At 31.1% G+C, this 16,643-nt stretch carries 15 protein-coding genes; 4 read left to right on the forward strand and 11 right to left on the reverse strand.

Annotated features, from left to right (window positions below):
- Positions 1-9: 9 nt before the first annotated feature.
- From DM444_RS13525 to DM444_RS13535, 3 genes are all read right to left on the reverse strand, one after another.
- The gene (locus DM444_RS13525; RefSeq protein ID WP_111287517.1) at positions 10-1,761 is read right to left on the reverse strand and encodes a TonB-dependent receptor; all 1,752 of its coding nucleotides are present in this window, start codon (positions 1,759-1,761) and stop codon (positions 10-12) included.
- Positions 1,762-1,894: 133 nt separating this feature from the next.
- Positions 1,895-2,758 (reverse strand): PhzF family phenazine biosynthesis protein, encoded by an 864-nt coding sequence (locus DM444_RS13530; RefSeq protein ID WP_111287940.1) that lies wholly within the window; start codon positions 2,756-2,758, stop codon positions 1,895-1,897.
- 91 nt (positions 2,759-2,849) lie between these two features.
- Positions 2,850-5,864 (reverse strand): tetratricopeptide repeat protein, encoded by a 3,015-nt coding sequence (locus tag DM444_RS13535; protein ID WP_111287519.1) that lies wholly within the window; start codon positions 5,862-5,864, stop codon positions 2,850-2,852.
- A 242-nt stretch (positions 5,865-6,106) separates the two neighbouring features.
- Between DM444_RS13535 and DM444_RS13540 the strand changes: the two genes are divergently transcribed.
- From DM444_RS13540 to DM444_RS13550, 3 genes are read left to right on the forward strand one after another with little or no spacing between them, the layout of a single operon-like run.
- The gene (locus tag DM444_RS13540; RefSeq protein WP_111287942.1) at positions 6,107-6,790 is read left to right on the forward strand and encodes a cell division ATP-binding protein FtsE; all 684 of its coding nucleotides are present in this window, start codon (positions 6,107-6,109) and stop codon (positions 6,788-6,790) included.
- Entirely contained in the window at positions 6,790-7,674 is an 885-nt protein-coding gene (locus tag DM444_RS13545) for a glycosyltransferase (protein ID WP_111287521.1), read from the forward strand. The genes DM444_RS13540 and DM444_RS13545 overlap by 1 nt, the downstream gene beginning before the upstream one ends.
- Before the next feature lie 6 nt (positions 7,675-7,680).
- Positions 7,681-8,616 carry a glycosyltransferase family 2 protein gene (locus DM444_RS13550; protein ID WP_111287523.1) on the forward strand — a complete coding sequence of 312 codons (936 nt, stop codon included), beginning with the start codon at positions 7,681-7,683 and terminating at the stop codon, positions 8,614-8,616.
- On the opposite strand, the gene DM444_RS13555 is transcribed toward DM444_RS13550, so the two are convergent.
- Positions 8,603-9,016: a sugar 3,4-ketoisomerase gene (locus DM444_RS13555; RefSeq protein WP_111287944.1), complete on the reverse strand. Its 414-nt coding sequence runs from the start codon at positions 9,014-9,016 to the stop codon at positions 8,603-8,605. The two genes, DM444_RS13550 and DM444_RS13555, sit on opposite strands and share 14 nt — an antisense overlap.
- Positions 9,003-9,836 carry a glycosyltransferase family 2 protein gene (locus DM444_RS13560; protein WP_111287525.1) on the reverse strand — a complete coding sequence of 278 codons (834 nt, stop codon included), beginning with the start codon at positions 9,834-9,836 and terminating at the stop codon, positions 9,003-9,005. The genes DM444_RS13555 and DM444_RS13560 overlap by 14 nt, the downstream gene beginning before the upstream one ends.
- An 86-nt stretch (positions 9,837-9,922) precedes the next feature.
- On the opposite strand from DM444_RS13560, the gene DM444_RS13565 reads away from it, so the two are divergent.
- Entirely contained in the window at positions 9,923-10,810 is an 888-nt protein-coding gene (locus tag DM444_RS13565) for a glycosyltransferase family 2 protein (protein WP_111287527.1), read from the forward strand.
- A gap of 22 nt (positions 10,811-10,832) precedes the next feature.
- Here the strand turns inward: DM444_RS13565 and DM444_RS13570 are convergent, their stop codons facing one another.
- The 6 genes from DM444_RS13570 to DM444_RS13595 all read right to left on the reverse strand — a co-directional run bounded on the left by DM444_RS13570 (position 10,833) and on the right by DM444_RS13595 (position 16,635).
- Complete coding sequence (locus DM444_RS13570; protein WP_239455687.1) at positions 10,833-12,116, reverse strand: O-antigen translocase; 1,284 nt, start codon at positions 12,114-12,116, stop codon at positions 10,833-10,835.
- Entirely contained in the window at positions 12,117-13,271 is a 1,155-nt protein-coding gene (locus DM444_RS13575; RefSeq protein ID WP_111287529.1) for a DegT/DnrJ/EryC1/StrS family aminotransferase, read from the reverse strand.
- Positions 13,272-13,284: 13 nt separating this feature from the next.
- Positions 13,285-14,259 (reverse strand): GNAT family N-acetyltransferase, encoded by a 975-nt coding sequence (locus tag DM444_RS13580; protein ID WP_111287531.1) that lies wholly within the window; start codon positions 14,257-14,259, stop codon positions 13,285-13,287.
- Positions 14,260-14,261: 2 nt separating this feature from the next.
- A complete protein-coding gene (locus tag DM444_RS13585; RefSeq protein ID WP_111287533.1) occupies positions 14,262-14,864 on the reverse strand; it encodes a trimeric intracellular cation channel family protein in 603 nt (200 codons plus the stop codon).
- A 79-nt stretch (positions 14,865-14,943) separates the two neighbouring features.
- Complete coding sequence (locus DM444_RS13590; RefSeq protein ID WP_111287535.1) at positions 14,944-15,792, reverse strand: hypothetical protein; 849 nt, start codon at positions 15,790-15,792, stop codon at positions 14,944-14,946.
- A gap of 99 nt (positions 15,793-15,891) precedes the next feature.
- A complete protein-coding gene (locus DM444_RS13595) occupies positions 15,892-16,635 on the reverse strand; it encodes an RDD family protein (protein ID WP_111287537.1) in 744 nt (247 codons plus the stop codon).
- Positions 16,636-16,643: the final 8 nt, after the last annotated feature.

Here is a 16,643-nt window from a genome sequence, read left to right on the forward strand (position 1 = left end):
GCAATAAGTCTAAAAATCAAATTTATAGTTTGCGCCTCCTAAAACCTGGAATCCTTGTACAGGATAATTTAACCATTTTTCGTAAGCTTGATTTCCTATATTATTTAGTTTCAAGAAAAACGTCAAGCGTTCATTGAATTTATAACCTAAATGAGCATTCGTGTCAAAATAACTTTTTAGAGTTATTGTCTCAGCATCTAATCCTAAAGAAGTATTTGTCTGCATATCTTTTCTTTCACCTACATAAAATACATTCAATCCTGCATACCATTGCTTAGTTATATTAACGTCTAAAGTTGAACTTAATTTCATTGTTGGCAAATTCCATGCTTGAACATTGTTGTCTGTACTATAACTATTGAAAGTTCCATTGATTCCGAAAGTTACATTTTGAGAGAAATCTGCTTTTAATTCTCCATAGAAACGGAATGTTCTAATGTCTTCATAAACCACCCCAAATGAATTTCCGAAAGCATAATCTTCGTTTGTAATTACTTCTGTATAATCATTTGCCTTAAACAATGCTTTATCTTTTTCATTCAAGTAAGAACCCGTCAAGTTATAATTTACATTGTTAGCCAACTTTCCTTTTAAACCCGCAAACACATTATATTGTGTACTAGACGGACGCATATTTAAAGTTGGAGATAAAAACGGATTTTCAGTTACAAAATCGGCATAAGAATTCTGATTTAAACCGCCATTTACTCCAGTATAAAAAATCATCAAATCCCCAACTAATCTATAAGAAGCATTTACTTTTGGGTAGAAATAAAATTTGTTTCCGCTGTTTTCAGAATCTGCACTGTAATAAATTCCAGCTCCTAATTCTAATGTCCATTCATTTTCATTGATTACAAAACTTGGCTCAATTCCAACATTTGTAAAACTATATTTTAAAGCTTCTGTATTATCCTGTAAATAATTATTTTTGAAAGAACCGCTTACATGATCTATAATAACGTTTGTTTTAATTGCCTGATCCATTACATCAACTGTAAAAGTTGGCTTTACAAAAAATCTGTTTTCTGATGAAGAATAACTGTCTGAAAAATGAGTGAATTTTGTAGAAAGTTTACTAAAAATACTCTCCGTAAATTCAGCATTTCCTCCAAGCCAAATCGTATTATAAGAATGATCCGGATTGATGCTATTTACCAAATCATAACGCTGGTCTGGAATTGTAGATCCAAAATCTGATGGAAGTCCGTACCAATTGTAAATCTGGTTTTGGTAACCCAAATCTACAGCCCAAGCCGCATCTCTGTTATTTTGACCGTAACCAATATTAATTGCTGTATCGTAAAATTCATCATTCAATTCCACATCTTTAATTCCGCCTTGAGAAGAATGATGGCGAAACATTCCTGCCACATAATCATTATTTCCTAAATCCTGATTTACGAATAATTCAGCATTTAAAGTACTGTAATTTCCAACGCCTAAAGTCGCATAATTATTAAATAATTTTTCTTTTTTTGCTTTTTCTACACCTTCCGCTTTTCCTTTTGAAGGCGTAAAAGTCGATGCCACAGGAACAGACAAAATACTGTATTTAATAACTTCTTTCGGCTGATTACCGCTGTCGTCAAGCGAAGGAATCTCTTTCACTTTAAAAGCATCTGAAATAGTCGGCGAATAAGGTTTTACCACATTTACCGTTTCAGTACCAATGCTTTCATTTTTCTTCTGCGCAATCGAAAACTGAGCTGTAAATAACACTAACAAAATGATTATTTTATGTCGGCAGTTTAATTTCATATTTATATTATTATGTGAAATGTTGTTTGTAAAATGTGTTTCGATAAATATTCTCTTTTCAGATCCACATTTCACTTTTCTCATTTCACTTTTTAGATTATCTAATTTTCTAATTATCTCAATTATCTAATTTCTAAGCTTCCCATTCTCCTTTGGCCACAAACTGAGCTTTTCCTCCTATTCTAATATCAAACAGATCTCCGCTTAGTTTTCCATTAAAATAAATTTCAGATGGACGGCCAATGTAGTCTCCTTGATGATTTGTCAATTCAAATTCAGGTTTATGATATTTTAATAAAAAAGCCTGTAAACAAGTACTGGCACTTCCTGTCGCAGCATCTTCTACCAACTGATTATGCTCTACACACAACATTCGGCTAAACAGTTTTTCTCCTTCTAAATAATAAAAGTATAAACCTCGATGATCTGTTTTGCAGTGCTGTTTCATCCATTCATCTGCTTTATCTTTATCTAAAACCAAATTTTCTAAAGCCCTTTTACTGCTCAATCCAACCATTACAAAAGCGCTTCCTGTTGTAACTTCCTGAATTGGAAACTGATTTTCGAAATCACTCACTTGCAGATTACTGAAATGTGTAAAATCCTCTTTCGAAAAAGTATCCCAAAACTTTGGCTGCGCCGCTTTCAACCAAATCAAATCATCTGATTTATTGATTGCGATTGGTCCAATTGGAACTTCTAATTTTATTTCATTAGGAGAATTTTCAAAGATCTTATTCATCAGAACCCAAGAAGTTCCAATGATCGGATGTCCCGCAAACTGCATTTCGTGAGCTGGCGTGAAAATTCTAATTTCAGCTTTATTATTTTCTCTGTCTAGTTTGGTAACAAATGTGCTTTCTGCAAAATTAATCTCGCGTGCAATTTGCTGCATTTGTTCTTTACTTAAATTTCCTGCGTCCATAAAAACTGCCAACTGATTTCCGGCATATTTTTTATCGGCAAAAACATCAACTATATAAAAAGGTAAACTCATTTTTTTTCTTGTGAAATGTGATTTGTGAAATGTGAAATGTTTCTTTTTCAGTTGTCCTTTTACAGATAACATCTCACTTCTTACTAATAAACTATCTATTAATCGACGAATTTGTTTTTGATTCTTCAGCTTTAATAGTATTCAATTCTTTCTTCGCTTCTTCAACTACATCTGGATAATCTGTAAAATTGTTGATTACGTTATCCAAAATATAAGTCGCTTGATAACTGTCTTTCAAACCATAGAAGTTTTTTGCCATTAAAACCAAACCTTTAGCTCCGTAATATTTATAAGCCGAATAACTTTTTGCCAGTTTTTGAACTGCCGTATTCGAAGCCTCATATTTACCTTCTTTTGTCTTGAAATAGGCATCATAATACAAAGCTTCTGCTGCTAATTCTCCTTTTGAAGTTGCAGAAAGTTTTGCATAAGCCGTTTTGGCTTTATCTTCATTTCCTGTCTGTATTGCCGCGCGCGCCACAATAATCTGTGCATCTGCTTTTACACCAGCGTCTGCTTTCGGATTTTCTAATACTTTTTCTGCCGCTATAACCGAATTGTCATAATCTTTTTTGTCATAATAACATTTCATCAAATTGGCTTGAGCAAAGTTTTTATTCTGAGGAAAATCTGCTTCATTTCCTAATCTTGTTAAAACTGGAATCGCTTTATCGCAATCTTTCGCTTTCAAATAAATCTGAGCCAATCTGTTTAAAGCTTGTTCTGTAAATTCATTTCTAGGCTGATCGATTACGTATTGATAATTAGCAATAGATTTCGTTTCAGAACCTTCTGCATAAGTAAGCTGCGCCAAATAGAAATTAGCTTCAAGCGCATGCATTCCGTTCGGGAACTTAGCAATATATCCAGCAAAGCCAAGAATTGCTTGTTTAGGATTATTTTGGCTGTATTGTTTGAAAGCCGCATCATAAGTATCATTATCCAATTCTGCATCAGTAACTGCAACGAAATCCAATGTACGAACCCAAGTTGCGTATTCATCTACTTTTCCAGAATCTACATAGATTAATCTTGCCGTTGCAACTGCTTCTAAAGCTTCTGGAGTTTTTGGGAATTCAGCAGCTACTTTTTTGAATTTCGTCAAAGCTTGCTCGTCACGATCCGAATTGTAATAAATTAAACCTTGTTTTAAAATTGCTTTTGAAGTAAAAGATCCATCTTTAAATTCAGAAATCAATTGATCATAAGTTTTGATTGCCTGATCGTTTTTCTTTTCTGCAACATAAGTATTTCCTAATTCAAACAAAGCATCATCACGGTAAGATGATTTTTTGTACATCTGGATAAAATTGTTCAATTCATCTACCTTCTTGGCATTATTTGACATAAATCCATAAGAAAGTGCTTTTTGGAACTGCGCATAATCTGCATCCACGCCTTTTGCAGCAATTGCTTTAGCGTATGCTTCATTTGCCGCGCTATATTTTGAAGTTACAAATCGGCAATCTCCCAAACGCAAGTAAGAATCGTTTAAACGAACTTTATCTGAAGGTGAATTATCAATTTGAGCTTGGAAAGAATTCGCTGCTTGGTCGTATTCTTTCAATTTAAAATACGTGTAACCAATATTATAGTTTACGTTTTTATATTCATCTGTAGATTTTGCCGCTGCCATTCCTGCAAACTGTTTGTAAGTTAGAAGAGCGTTTTGCATATCATCATTTAAATATTCTGTTTCTGCTTTCCAGAAAGTCGCACGAGCGGTAAATTCAGGCGTTTTTTGCTCGCTGATTGCGCTTTTGAACATTTTACCTGCTTCTTGGTAATTGGATTCATTGTACAATTCTAATCCGCGATAAAAAAGCACTTTTTGATATGCCGCTTTGTTTTCAGCGCTTCTATTTTTTTCCAATAAAACCAAAGCTTCTTTATAATTTTTAGAAGAAATATAAGAATCAACCAATAGTTTTTCTACTTCTGAACGGCTCGAATTATTTGGATATTTTTTAAGGAAATCTAATAAAATACCCGGAACAGCTTGATAAGCATTTCCGATATCATAACTCAATTTAGCGTAGTTTAAAGCCGCATCTTCTTGAATTTGTGCATTGAAATCCATTTCAGATGCATTTTTAAAAGCATTTAAAGCTTCTTGCTTTTTACCTGTATTTAAATAACTTAAACCTAAATGATAATAAGCATTTTGCGCCACAAAATCCCTTCCTTCAATAATTTTATTAAACTGAGAAATCGCTTTTTCATACTCTTTTTGCTCATAATACGCATAACCTAATTGGTAAAAATCGGTATTATTCCATTTTCCTTTTTTACCAGCGTATTGCTCTAAATAAGGAATCGCTTTTCCGTATTGTTTTAAATTGAAATAACTTTCTCCAATAATTTTATTCAATTCCGATTTTTCAATTTCATTAGATTTATTCATTGCAACCTGACCTAAATCAATCGCTTTTTGAAAATTTCCTAATTTGAAATTCATATCAGCTTGATAATACGAAAGCTTTTCTTTGTATTTTTCCTCGCCCGAAACCTCATCAAAATATTTCGTTGCTTCTTTATAATCATCGCCTTCATACGCCATAAATCCTAAGTAATATTTGGCTTGAGAACCATATTCTTTAGAATTTACAACTTTATTAAAATAGTTTGTGGCTTCTTTTTTCTTTTTAGCATTAAAATAGCTGTAACCTTTCATGAAGTTGAACTTATCAGATTCTGCTTTGCTCATGTAGCTTTCGTCAACTTTATCAAACCATTGTAAAGCTTTTGGATAATTTCCTTGTTCGAAAAAATACTGTGCCGCTTCTATATAAGCCTGATTTTGTTTTGTACTTGTTGGGTAATCGCTAACGAATTTTTCCACCAAAGCATCAGCATTTGCTTTGTTCGTTCTAATCGCACAATTGGCAATGTAAAAAGCACAATCCGATTGCACTTCTTCGTTTGTTGCATTGTATTTTACTTTTTCAAAAATCAGTTGAGCCGACGCATATTGTTTGTCGTTATATAAAGCCAGTGCTTTGTCAAAATCCTTTAATTCGTAAGTATAAATAGCCGATTTCTGTGCCGAAACTATTGTCGAAGTAAGGAGAATTTGGAATATAAAGAACCTGGATAGTTTACGCATTTTGATTAATATTTAGGTATTCAAATGTATCATTTTATACGCTTTATAACGAAACGTTTTTAGGTTTTATTATAAACAAATTAATAATCGTTTATGATTTTAAGGTTTAATAAACTTCAATTTATTGGTTCTCAAACTTTCTAAAACATTTCATTTTTTAAACTTTTTCCTAAGAAATGATTCAAATTTATTTTGAATACAAACGTTATCTTATTACTTTTACCATTCAAATCAATTTTATTATGTCACAAACCGTACTATCTCTTAAAGAAGTCACTATATATCAAGAAGGAAGAAAAATTATATCTCACATTAATTTGGATGTTAACCACGGTGAGTTTATCTACATTATCGGAAAAACTGGTTCTGGAAAAAGTAGTTTTCTAAAAACTTTATATGCTGATTTACCTTTAATTGAAGGTGAAGGACATATTGTCGAATTTGATTTGGCAAGCATAAAAGAAAATGATATTCCGTTTTTGAGACGTAAAATCGGAATTGTATTTCAAGACTTCAAATTGCTTCCAGACCGTTCTATAAAAGACAACATGCTTTTTGTTTTAAAAGCTACAGGCTGGCACGAAAAAGATGCAATGGAGCACAAAATTGATGAAGTTTTGGACAAAGTAGGCATGAAAGATTTCGTAAACAAAATGCCTCACCAACTTTCTGGAGGAGAACAGCAGCGTGTTGCGATTGCTAGAGCATTGCTTAATGATCCTGAATTCATCTTAGCTGACGAACCAACTGGAAATCTTGATCCGCAAACTAGTTCTGAAGTTTTAGAAGTTTTAAAAGCAATCAACGCCGCAGGTAAAACTGTTATAATGGCAACTCACGATTATGCTTTATTGATGAAATTCCCTTCTAAAACCTTAAAATGCGAAGATGAAAGAATCTTCGAAGTGGTGCAAAGAAGCGTGTAATGCTTTCGATTTTAATTCCTGTTTACAATTATAATGTTTTTAAGCTTGTTTATGAGCTTAAGCAGCAAGCAGATAATTTAGGAATTGAATATGAAATTTTGGCGCAAGATGATCTTAGCCAAAAATTCACCAATGAAAATAGCCAGATAAATACGCTCGAAAATTGCTCTTTTTCTATCAATGCTGAAAACTTAGGCAGAGGTAGAAATATTAATTTATTGTGTTCCAAATCAAAGTATAATTTTACCTTGATCATGGAAGCAGATGCTTTGCCTGAGAACGAATTTTACCTTAAAAATTATATTGAATTACTTTCAAATTCAACATCGGTAATTTTTGGCGGTGTAAAATACCCAGATATTGTTCCTTCTAAAGAAAAACTGCTTCGGTGGAAATATGGTTTAAAAAGAGAAACTAAATCTTTAAATCAAAGGCTTAAAAACAATTACGATTTTGTATTCACTTGGAATTTACTTTTAAAAAAAGAAATCCTTTTACAATTTCCATTTCCAGAATTCATAAAAGATTATGGATATGAAGATTTGATTTTTATAGAAAATCTGCGTTTAAATTCGGTTCCAGTTGTTCATATCGAAAATCTCTTGATTCATTACAACAATGAAGACAGTATCGATTTTATTGAAAAATCTGAAAAAGCCGTTCAAAACTTATACAACTTAGTTCGCTTTCATAAAATTGATCCTAAAAGTGCTAGATTAACAAAGGTTCATTCACTTTTAAAAAAGCTATATTTAACTGGAATTATAAAGACTATATATAGACTAACAAAAAAGAGAATCTTAGCCAACTTAACTTCAGAGAATCCAAATTTATATCTGTTAGATTTTTATAAATTAGGCTTTTATTGCGATTTAAAAAAATAATCAATTATGGTCTTTTTTTCGGTAGTTATTCCGTTACACAATAAAGCTGATCATATCGAAAACGCTATCAAAAGTATTTTCGATCAAACTTTTATTGATTATGAAATCATTATAATAAATGACGGATCTACTGATGCAAGTGAAGCTATTGCAAGAAAATTTTATGACAAAAGGATTCAAATTTTTAATCAAAAAAATCAAGGCGTTTCTGTTGCAAGAAATTTTGGAATTGAGAAATCTTCTGGAAAATTTATAGCCTTTCTTGATGCTGATGATTATTGGTTTCCAAATCATTTAGAAGAATTGCATAAATTAATTCTTGATTTCCCTAATTGCGGCATGTATTGCTCTCGATATAAAACTAAAATTGGTACAAATCATTTTAAAACCCCAGTATTTCAAGGAATAGCAAATTCTTTTAAAGGGATTATCAATGATTATTTTTATTCTAATAAACCATCCCGAATTACTTGGACTTCATCGCTGGCAATATCAAAAGAAATTTTAGAAAATATAGGAGGTTTTACACCTGGCATAACAAATGGACAAGATTTGGAGTTATGGACCAAAATTGGAATCCGTTTTCCTGTAGCAATTACAAATAAAACTACTGCTATTTACAATTATGATATTGACAATAGTTTGACTAAACGCAAAATAAATTCGAGGATTTTAATGGATTTTGAACAATTCAAAATCTTCGAAAAAGATAATCCATCTCTTAAAAAGTTTCTTGATTTATATCGAATTGAATATGGATTACACTACTATATTTTTGGGAATAAAACCAAATTCAATTTTTATTTAAAAGATGTTGACAAGGAAAATATCCCTTTTAAAGTTCAATTTTTATTAAAAGTTCCGCCTTTCGTTTTGCAGTTTCTTTTAAAATTGAAAAAAAAATTAAAGCAAAGCGGAATTGATTTTTCTATTTACGGTTAACGTATTTTATAAATTCATCAAAATCCCGAATATAATCTTCTTCTATATAAACTTCTGAAGCCACAACTAGGCAAATCGAACCCGAAGAAAAATTCTGAAGTTCTCTCCAAATTCCAGAATTGATCAGTAAACCTTCATACGGTTTATTTAAAGTAATAATTGTTTCTTCTTTTCCGTCATTTAAAACAACATCAAAACTTCCGCTCAAAGCAACCAAAAACTGCCGAAGATCTTTATGCGCGTGTCCGCCACGTTCTGATCCTGTTGGAATATCATATAAATAATAAACTCTTTTTATATCAAAAGGAATCGTATCATTTTCTATTACAGATAAATTTCCTCTTCGTTCCTCAATTTTAGGAATTGAAATAATTTGTATTCCTCTATTATTTATTTTCATGTTGGATTCTTTCAAATTTTTCATGTCCGTTTTTTGCACTTTTCAGAACGGTTTTGATGTTTTCAAATTTTATTTTTTTCTGTTTTAAATCAAAAAACATCTTTATAAAAATCCAAAAGATATATTTTTCTTTAAAGATTCTGGTAAACAATGCTCCGCTAATAAAATACTTGTCTAATATATCTCTTTTCTCTGAAGAAGTTGAGTTGTTATGTGCAACAATTATTTCAGGTTCAAAAACGAGCTGTTTGCCATCTTTCTTTAAATCTGATAAAAAAACAGCTTCTTCTCCCATTTCAAAAATTCCTCTCAGTCCAAAATTTTCATCAAATCTATATTTTATAAAATCAACCTGAAATTTATTTAAAGTTAATTCAATAGAACTTGTATTCAAGATATCAAAAGCATTTAAATGGCTTTTAGAATTGGCTGAATATTTGTTCAAAGGCTTTTTATTTGATTTCAGAGCGCAAAACTTTATCGTCGAAGCGTTGGGATATTTATTATAAGCTCCAATTATTTTTGCAGCAAATCCTTCCTGAAACATTACATCATCGTCCGAAATTAAAAGAATATTTCCAATCGCATTTTGTAATGCTAAATTTCGGCTTTTAGAAAGTCCTTTTTCAAATGAATTTATAACTCGTATATTAGGAAAACTCGAGTTAAGTTTTGTTTCATTTTCAACCTGATTGATTATTAATATTGAAATTTTCGAATAATCTAAAGATGGAAACATGGGAACTAAAAAATCCAACGAATCTCTGTTCATTGTCGAAATTAATATCTCCAAATCTTTTTCTTCAAACAAAATATTCATTTTTCAATTCTATTAAACAATCATAAAACACTATAATATTCTTATTTTTGAATTTTACAAACTCATTTTAACACTTTAATTTTAATATGCACAACCTTCCTTTAGTAACTGTTATTTGTTTGTGCTACAATCATGAAAAGTTTGTAATAGAGGCTTTAAATTGTATTGTAAATCAAACTTACAAAAGTATTGAAATTATAGTTGCAGATGATTTTAGTAATGATTCTTCTGCAAAAAAAATTAAAGAATGGCAAAAGAATTATTCTCAAGCTAAACTTGTAATTAATGAAAGCAATTTAGGCAATACAAAAACCTTTAACAAAGCATTAAAATTAGCAAATGGAGATTTTATCATTGATTTAGCTGCTGATGATGTACTATTACCGAATTGTGTTGAAAAACAGATCAACACTTTCTTAAATTCTAAAATGGATCGATTAGCGATAGTTTATGGAAATGCCGAAATTATTTCTGAAAACAACTCACATCTAAACTATTATTACAAAGTTGATACTGATAAAAAAGCAATCGTAAAACCTGCTTCTGGAGACATTTATAAAGCAATTTTAAGCCAAAGCAGTATGATTTGCTCTATCAGTTCAATGATGAAAAAAGAAGTGTTAATTGAATTAAACGGCTACGATGAAAATTTATCTTATGAAGATTTAGACATTTGGATTAGAGCTTCAAGAAATTACAATTTCGAGTTCATAGATGCTATTTTAGTTCAAAAAAGAGAGCTTGCCAACTCTTTAGGAAATATGTTTTATAAAAGATTCAATTCAAGAACAAAAAAGATAAATCGATCGACTTATTTAGTTATAAAAAAGGCCATTGCATTAAACCAAACCAAAGAAGAAAACAAAGCGCTTTTAAAGAGGCTGCATTTTGAAATGGAAAAAGCGTATAGAACTTTAGACATTTCGCTTTTTATAAAATACATTCCTCTAGAATTAAAATTGCGATTTGAATAAGTATTTAAAAACTTCATTTTAATTATTGTCGTCTAAAAACAACAGATCTAAAGTAAAAAAGCAATAGAATAAAGTATACAAAATTATCCAGCGCATATCCCATCACCACTCCTTCAATTCCATAAATTTTAATAAAATACAAACTGAAAAAGTACAAAACTGCAAGCGAAAATAATTCGGTTAAAATAAATGCTGAAGTCTTTTTTTTTGCAAAAAACTGATATCCTAAAATAAGCGCACAAACTTTAAAAACATCTCCTAAAAGCTGCCAGAAAAACAAATTGGTTACGGGCACAAAATCTTTTGTAAAAAGCAGTCGGACAATAAAAAATCTCATAAAATAAAGGAGAGTGAGCACCAAAATAAAGATTGGAAGAATGAATTTATAATACTGCAAAAAGATATTTTTTGTTTCCAAATCATTTTCTGCTTTAGCTAATTTTGGCAGAAAATAAACACTTAAAATGGTACTTACAAACATTAGATAATAGAACGAAATTCTCGTCATTGATTCCCAGTATCCTGCTTGCTCAATTCCTAAACTATGAATAATATAATTTCGAATTGCAAGAAATACAAAAGGTCCAAAAACAGACGAAACAAACGCCATTAAAGAATAAGACGAAAGATTTTTTAAAATTTTAAAATCGAAGAAATCTAATTTTATAATTTGAAGAAACTGAATCTCTCGCTGAACCAAATAAAAAGTAACAAAAAACAAGAAAGCTGGCGCAATTACAATTGCTAGCAAAGCTCCAGAGGTTTTGAATTGTAGAATCAGAAAAATGGAAATTAGTAAACCAATAATATTTCCGATAATGTTGATCCAGATTACTTTTTGAAATTTGCCCAAACCATTGATTACAGCAATTAAAAAAATAGAAAGTCCGTAAGTTGGTAAGACCAATGCTAAGACTTTAAAAACAATTAAATATTCGGCATTATTTCCAAAGATTTTCTGGTTCCAATAAGAAGCAGTAAAAAATAAAATTCCGCTTAGCAGAAGCGCAACAACTAATAAACTGATAAAAACCGTAGAAACTATTTTTTGAAGTTCGGTTTTAGTTTTCTCATTTTCAGCCGTATATTTTACAATTCCGTTTTGAAAACCTAAAGTGGAAATATTTTCTAATGAAGTCAAGAAATTACGAAGGTTTCCGACCAAAGCCATTCCGCTTGGACCAACGAAAATTGCTAATATTTTCGAAGTAATTAATCCAATTCCAATTTTTAAAGCAACACTAAAACTGTTTAAAGATGTGATCTTAAACAAACTCGTTTGAATTATTTTTCTATAGAAATTCAATTAGTATTGGTTTAAAATTTCGATAATAAAATCCACTTCAGATTGTGTCAAAACTGGACTTATTGGCAAGCTTAAAACTTCTTTGTGAATTTTCTCTGTAATTGGAAATGACAAATTATTCCATTCTAAAAAAGCTTTTTGCTGATGTGGCGGAATCGGATAATGTATAACAGTTTGAATATTATTTTGAGCTAAATATTCCTGTAAATGTTCTCTGTTTTCTGTTCTAATGACAAACAAATGAAAAACGTGATTATTAGAAAAATCCCAAAATGGCAATACAATTTTATCATTTTTGATTTCTGCTAAATATCGTTTTGCAATGGCTCTTCTTTTTTCATTATCTGCATCTAAATTGGGCAATTTCAAATTTAAAAAACCAGCCTGCAATTCGTCTAATCTCGAATTTACACCAACGTATTCGTTGTGATATTTCTTTTCAGAACCATAATTTCGAAGTGAAAAAAGCACTTTTGCTAATTCAGAATCATTTGTTGTAATTGCTCCGCCATCGCCCAAACATCCTAGATTTTTGCCTGGATAAAAACTGTAGGCAGAGGTACAAGAAAGCTCTTCGACTCCGCTCAGAGTGACAACTGAGTTTTGGAATTTGGAATTTATCCCGAGGCTTCGGGATTGGAATTTAAATTCTTCTGTTCCGTGAGATTGTGCAGCATCTTCTACGACAATTAAATTGTGTTTTTCTGCGATCTCATTTATTTTCTGCATTTCGGCTAATTGTCCGTATAAATGAACCGCCAAAATGGCTTTTGTTTTTGATGTGATTTTTTCCTGAATTAAATCGGGATCGATATTGTAGGTTTCTAATTTTGGTTCGACCAAAACTGGAATTAAATCGGCTTCTAAAATAGCCAAAATACTCGCGATATATGTATTTGCAGGAACAATAACTTCATCTCCTTTTTGGAGTTTCCCAAGCTGAATATAACCTTTAAAAATAAGAGCTAAAGCATCAAAACCATTTCCAACTCCAATGCAGTATTTAGAGTGACAATATTCGGCGAAAGCCTTTTCAAATGTTCCCAATTCTTTTCCTAAAATATACCAGCCGTTTTCTAAAACTAATTTCAGTTTTTGCTGAAAAGCAGTTTCATACGGTTCATTTATTTTTTTAAGATCGAGAAAAGATATCATTTGTGTTCTGTTTTTAAATAAGAATATCTTCTAATTTAGTATAATTGGCAGTATCAATTTCGTAAAAATCATGCACAATAGTACCTGCGCCAAAACTTTCTTTCCAATAAGTTAATCCTTCATTCAGGTTTTTGCCTTGATTTTCATTTGAAATTCCGAAATCAAAAAAACGTTTTTTTGAAAATCGATCATGAATTAAGTAATGAAAAAGATAATCCAAACTTCCTAAATCTTCTTTATTTGGATCTTTGGAAATATACTGGCAATGTGCAACGCTTTCTGTTTCAAAAATCGTTGTTCCACCAATAATTTCATCCTTTTGGTAAATATTAAACTGATGAATATTTTCAGGAAAAAGTGACTTCAATGTATTTATTTCATCGATTGAATGAACGGGCGTTGCATTATGTGTTTTTTCTAAATTCGGGATAAGAATTTTTTCCCAAAATAATTCAAACTGGTTATCTTCTTTAATAATCAATTCATTAGAAATTGCTTTTTTTAATCCTCTTTTTCTAATTTTAGAAATTATGTTATGCTGCTGCAAATCGATCACAGAAAGAGAATCTCTTCTAATCAGCTTTGCTTCTGCCAGAAACAAACTATACAAAATTTCTTCAGCTGGTTTTAAATGATAAATTGATGGAAGCGTTTTGAGGCATAATTTGTCGAAATTATTTTCATTCAAAAAAAACAATAAATCCCTAAAAATTTCAATGACCGATTTAAGTTTTGTTTGCTCTTTATAAACCAATCCGCCGTAAGTTAAACCTTGATGAGAATATACAGAATTATCTTTTTTATTGGCTGGAAGTATAGCGCAAAGTTTTTCGTCTTCGAAAACTAAAAGCGAAAAATCTTCAAAACGATCTTTATGATATTCCATAAAATCACGATGAAATAAAAATGTAGCATTTTTAGCCTGAACGACAAAATCGTTCCAAACTGAATAATCGTTTTCAGAATATTTTTTAATGCTATATTTCATGCTTATTTATGATCGAATGCTTTTAAATGCCATTTGTATTTAACTGCCATTAATCTTATCACAATGATTACAAGCGAAGTAACTAAATATAAAATATCGTCGTTTAAATTTAGTTTTCGCAATCCAAAAAATACGATTCCGCCGAAAATACAAATTGTTGCATAGATTTCTTCTCTAAAAACGTTCGGAATTTCATTGCATAAAATATCACGAATAACGCCTCCAAAACAAGCTGTCATTGTTCCCAATGCAATACAAATTGCTGGATGAAGCCCTGTTACAATTCCTCTTTCAAGACCAATTAAAGTAAAAACGCCAAGACCAATTGTATCGAATAGAAACAAAGAAGTTCGAAGTTTATCGAAGCTTTTTCTAAAAAGAATCGCTAGAAAAAATCCTAAAATGATCACATAAACATATTGCATATCGCGCATCCAGCCTACTGGAGTTCTCCCTATTAAGACATCACGAAGCGTTCCTCCGCCAACTGCAGTTACAAATGCAATGATAAAAACCCCAAACGGATCTAGTTTTTTATGCATTGCTGTTAAAGCGCCGGACATTGCAAATGCCATTGTCCCAATAATATCAAGTAAGTGAAACATTTTTTTATGAGTTACAAAGGGCCAAAGTTACAAAGTTGTAAGGAATAATCTTAACAAATCTAACTCATAAAAACGATCATCATTTTTTTACATAAATCGGACTTCTTTTTAATAAATAAGTAACCGAATCCATCCAGCCGTCTTTTACTGCCAGAAACGGTTTACGGGTATGAGAATAGATCTTTGAACCATCTTTATACATGTCAAAATATATGGTATAGTAATAGTAAACTTGTGTACTGGATGTTGTAGTCGAAACATCATTGGTTTTCACTTTCTTGTTGTCGTTGCTTACTTTTGCATTTCCGCTGTTATAAGTAGTTGCCGTTGTCCCAGAATTTATGGTATATGAAACTTTTACCGCTACAATATTATCTACGCCTAGTACTTTCTCTAAATCTTCGATTGGGGTTTCATCAATATTTTTATAATCTATTCCTGCGCTGTGCAGTAAGCTGTTTGTGGTTCTTAAATCTTGAACCGTCAACGGTAAAATATTTGAAGATTTGTCTAGCAATTTATTATAAAGGTCATTTTGTGCAAATTTTGCCATTTCTTCAGAACTTTCCTGAGTGTCAGAATTTAAATAAGGAACTGGAAGTACCGCTATGGTATTGGTCTTCATTTCAGATGCCGCAATTGCTGGCGAGCCAGATGAAGAAGGATTATTGGTCTGGCTAACATCAAAAATTTGAGATCTTCCGCTTGCAAAATCAATTTTGGCAATTTGCGAAACATCTAATGAAATCTGAATTGTTTCTCCAGGAAGTGAATATTCAACGGTTTTATCAGACATTTTTGAAATCGTACATTCAATAATCTGATAATCTCTTTTTATGATTTTATCTAGTTTTTTTCCGCCTTGAGCGAAACCAAAAAAAGTAGCAAGCAACAAAAATACAATAAAGAAAAGCTTTGAATTTTTCATGTTTTATTTTTTAATTAAACCGTACTAACTAATAATCAGTTAAATATAAAAAATTATCAGCAAAAGCTGAAAAACATTTTCAAATCCTTAAAGAAAAGATTACATGTGTTGTGTATAAAAATTGTAATCTTTTAAAATTACACGTATAAAGTCGCTATTGTTTCCTGATTGATTTTTAATACCTGTTACACTTTCAATTTTTGCCACTAATTTGTAAATGACTTCATGATCGTTTTTAGCCGCTGCTTTTTGATAGGTTTCTTTAATAATACGCATATCATTATCTGAAAGCTTGATTACCAAAGGATAAGTCGGTACATACGCTTCGCCAATTTCTTCTAAAATAGTATGGCTGATATTAATTTTATTCTTCAAAGTAATAACCGCAGTTCCCGCTGCCATATCGCCCAATCGCTGTGATTTCTGACTGGTAATTACGCTAATAAGACCAGGAAGTCCGCAAAGAGTAAAAAAGTCAATTACTCTAAAAAACCAACGAATCAAATAATCGCCAAAACCAGCTTGATAACCATCAATTTTAACGACTTTAATTTTTACTAATTTTTTACCAAGCGACTGTCCTTCAAAAACACTTTCTAAAACTAGCGAATACACTATAACTGGCGAATAGAGCACTAAAAAAATAGCGCCACGAGACCAATCGTCTAAATCAACCATGAATCGATCTAGCTGAAGCCAGTCAAAAATAATAATGGAAAGAGCTGTTATATAACAGATTATAATAAACAAATCAATAAAAAATGCTCCGAGTCTTTCGCCTACGGAAGCAGCAATAAAATTTATTTTGACATTTTGTGTCGTATTAATAGATAATTCTGACATATTTCATA

Origin of the sequence: Flavobacterium ginsenosidimutans, assembly GCF_003254625.1 — a bacterium.
In the GTDB taxonomy this organism is placed as follows: domain Bacteria; phylum Bacteroidota; class Bacteroidia; order Flavobacteriales; family Flavobacteriaceae; genus Flavobacterium; species Flavobacterium ginsenosidimutans.

Bases quoted from the DNA above. Each gene is read 5' to 3' on its own strand.
- DM444_RS13555 (WP_111287944.1), bottom strand. From the start codon at position 9,016: ATGAAAATAAATAATAGAGGAATACAAATTATTTCAATTCCTAAAATT.
- DM444_RS13585 (WP_111287533.1), bottom strand. From the start codon at position 14,864: ATGTTTCACTTACTTGATATTATTGGGACAATGGCATTTGCAATGTCC.
- DM444_RS13525 (WP_111287517.1), bottom strand. From the start codon at position 1,761: ATGAAATTAAACTGCCGACATAAAATAATCATTTTGTTAGTGTTATTT.
- DM444_RS13540 (WP_111287942.1), top strand. From the start codon at position 6,107: ATGTCACAAACCGTACTATCTCTTAAAGAAGTCACTATATATCAAGAA.
- DM444_RS13535 (WP_111287519.1), bottom strand. From the start codon at position 5,864: ATGCGTAAACTATCCAGGTTCTTTATATTCCAAATTCTCCTTACTTCG.
- DM444_RS13595 (WP_111287537.1), bottom strand. From the start codon at position 16,635: ATGTCAGAATTATCTATTAATACGACACAAAATGTCAAAATAAATTTT.
- DM444_RS13565 (WP_111287527.1), top strand. From the start codon at position 9,923: ATGCACAACCTTCCTTTAGTAACTGTTATTTGTTTGTGCTACAATCAT.
- DM444_RS13550 (WP_111287523.1), top strand. From the start codon at position 7,681: ATGGTCTTTTTTTCGGTAGTTATTCCGTTACACAATAAAGCTGATCAT.
- DM444_RS13580 (WP_111287531.1), bottom strand. From the start codon at position 14,259: ATGAAATATAGCATTAAAAAATATTCTGAAAACGATTATTCAGTTTGG.
- DM444_RS13545 (WP_111287521.1), top strand. From the start codon at position 6,790: ATGCTTTCGATTTTAATTCCTGTTTACAATTATAATGTTTTTAAGCTT.
- DM444_RS13560 (WP_111287525.1), bottom strand. From the start codon at position 9,836: ATGAATATTTTGTTTGAAGAAAAAGATTTGGAGATATTAATTTCGACA.
- DM444_RS13590 (WP_111287535.1), bottom strand. From the start codon at position 15,792: ATGAAAAATTCAAAGCTTTTCTTTATTGTATTTTTGTTGCTTGCTACT.
- DM444_RS13575 (WP_111287529.1), bottom strand. From the start codon at position 13,271: ATGATATCTTTTCTCGATCTTAAAAAAATAAATGAACCGTATGAAACT.
- DM444_RS13530 (WP_111287940.1), bottom strand. From the start codon at position 2,758: ATGAGTTTACCTTTTTATATAGTTGATGTTTTTGCCGATAAAAAATAT.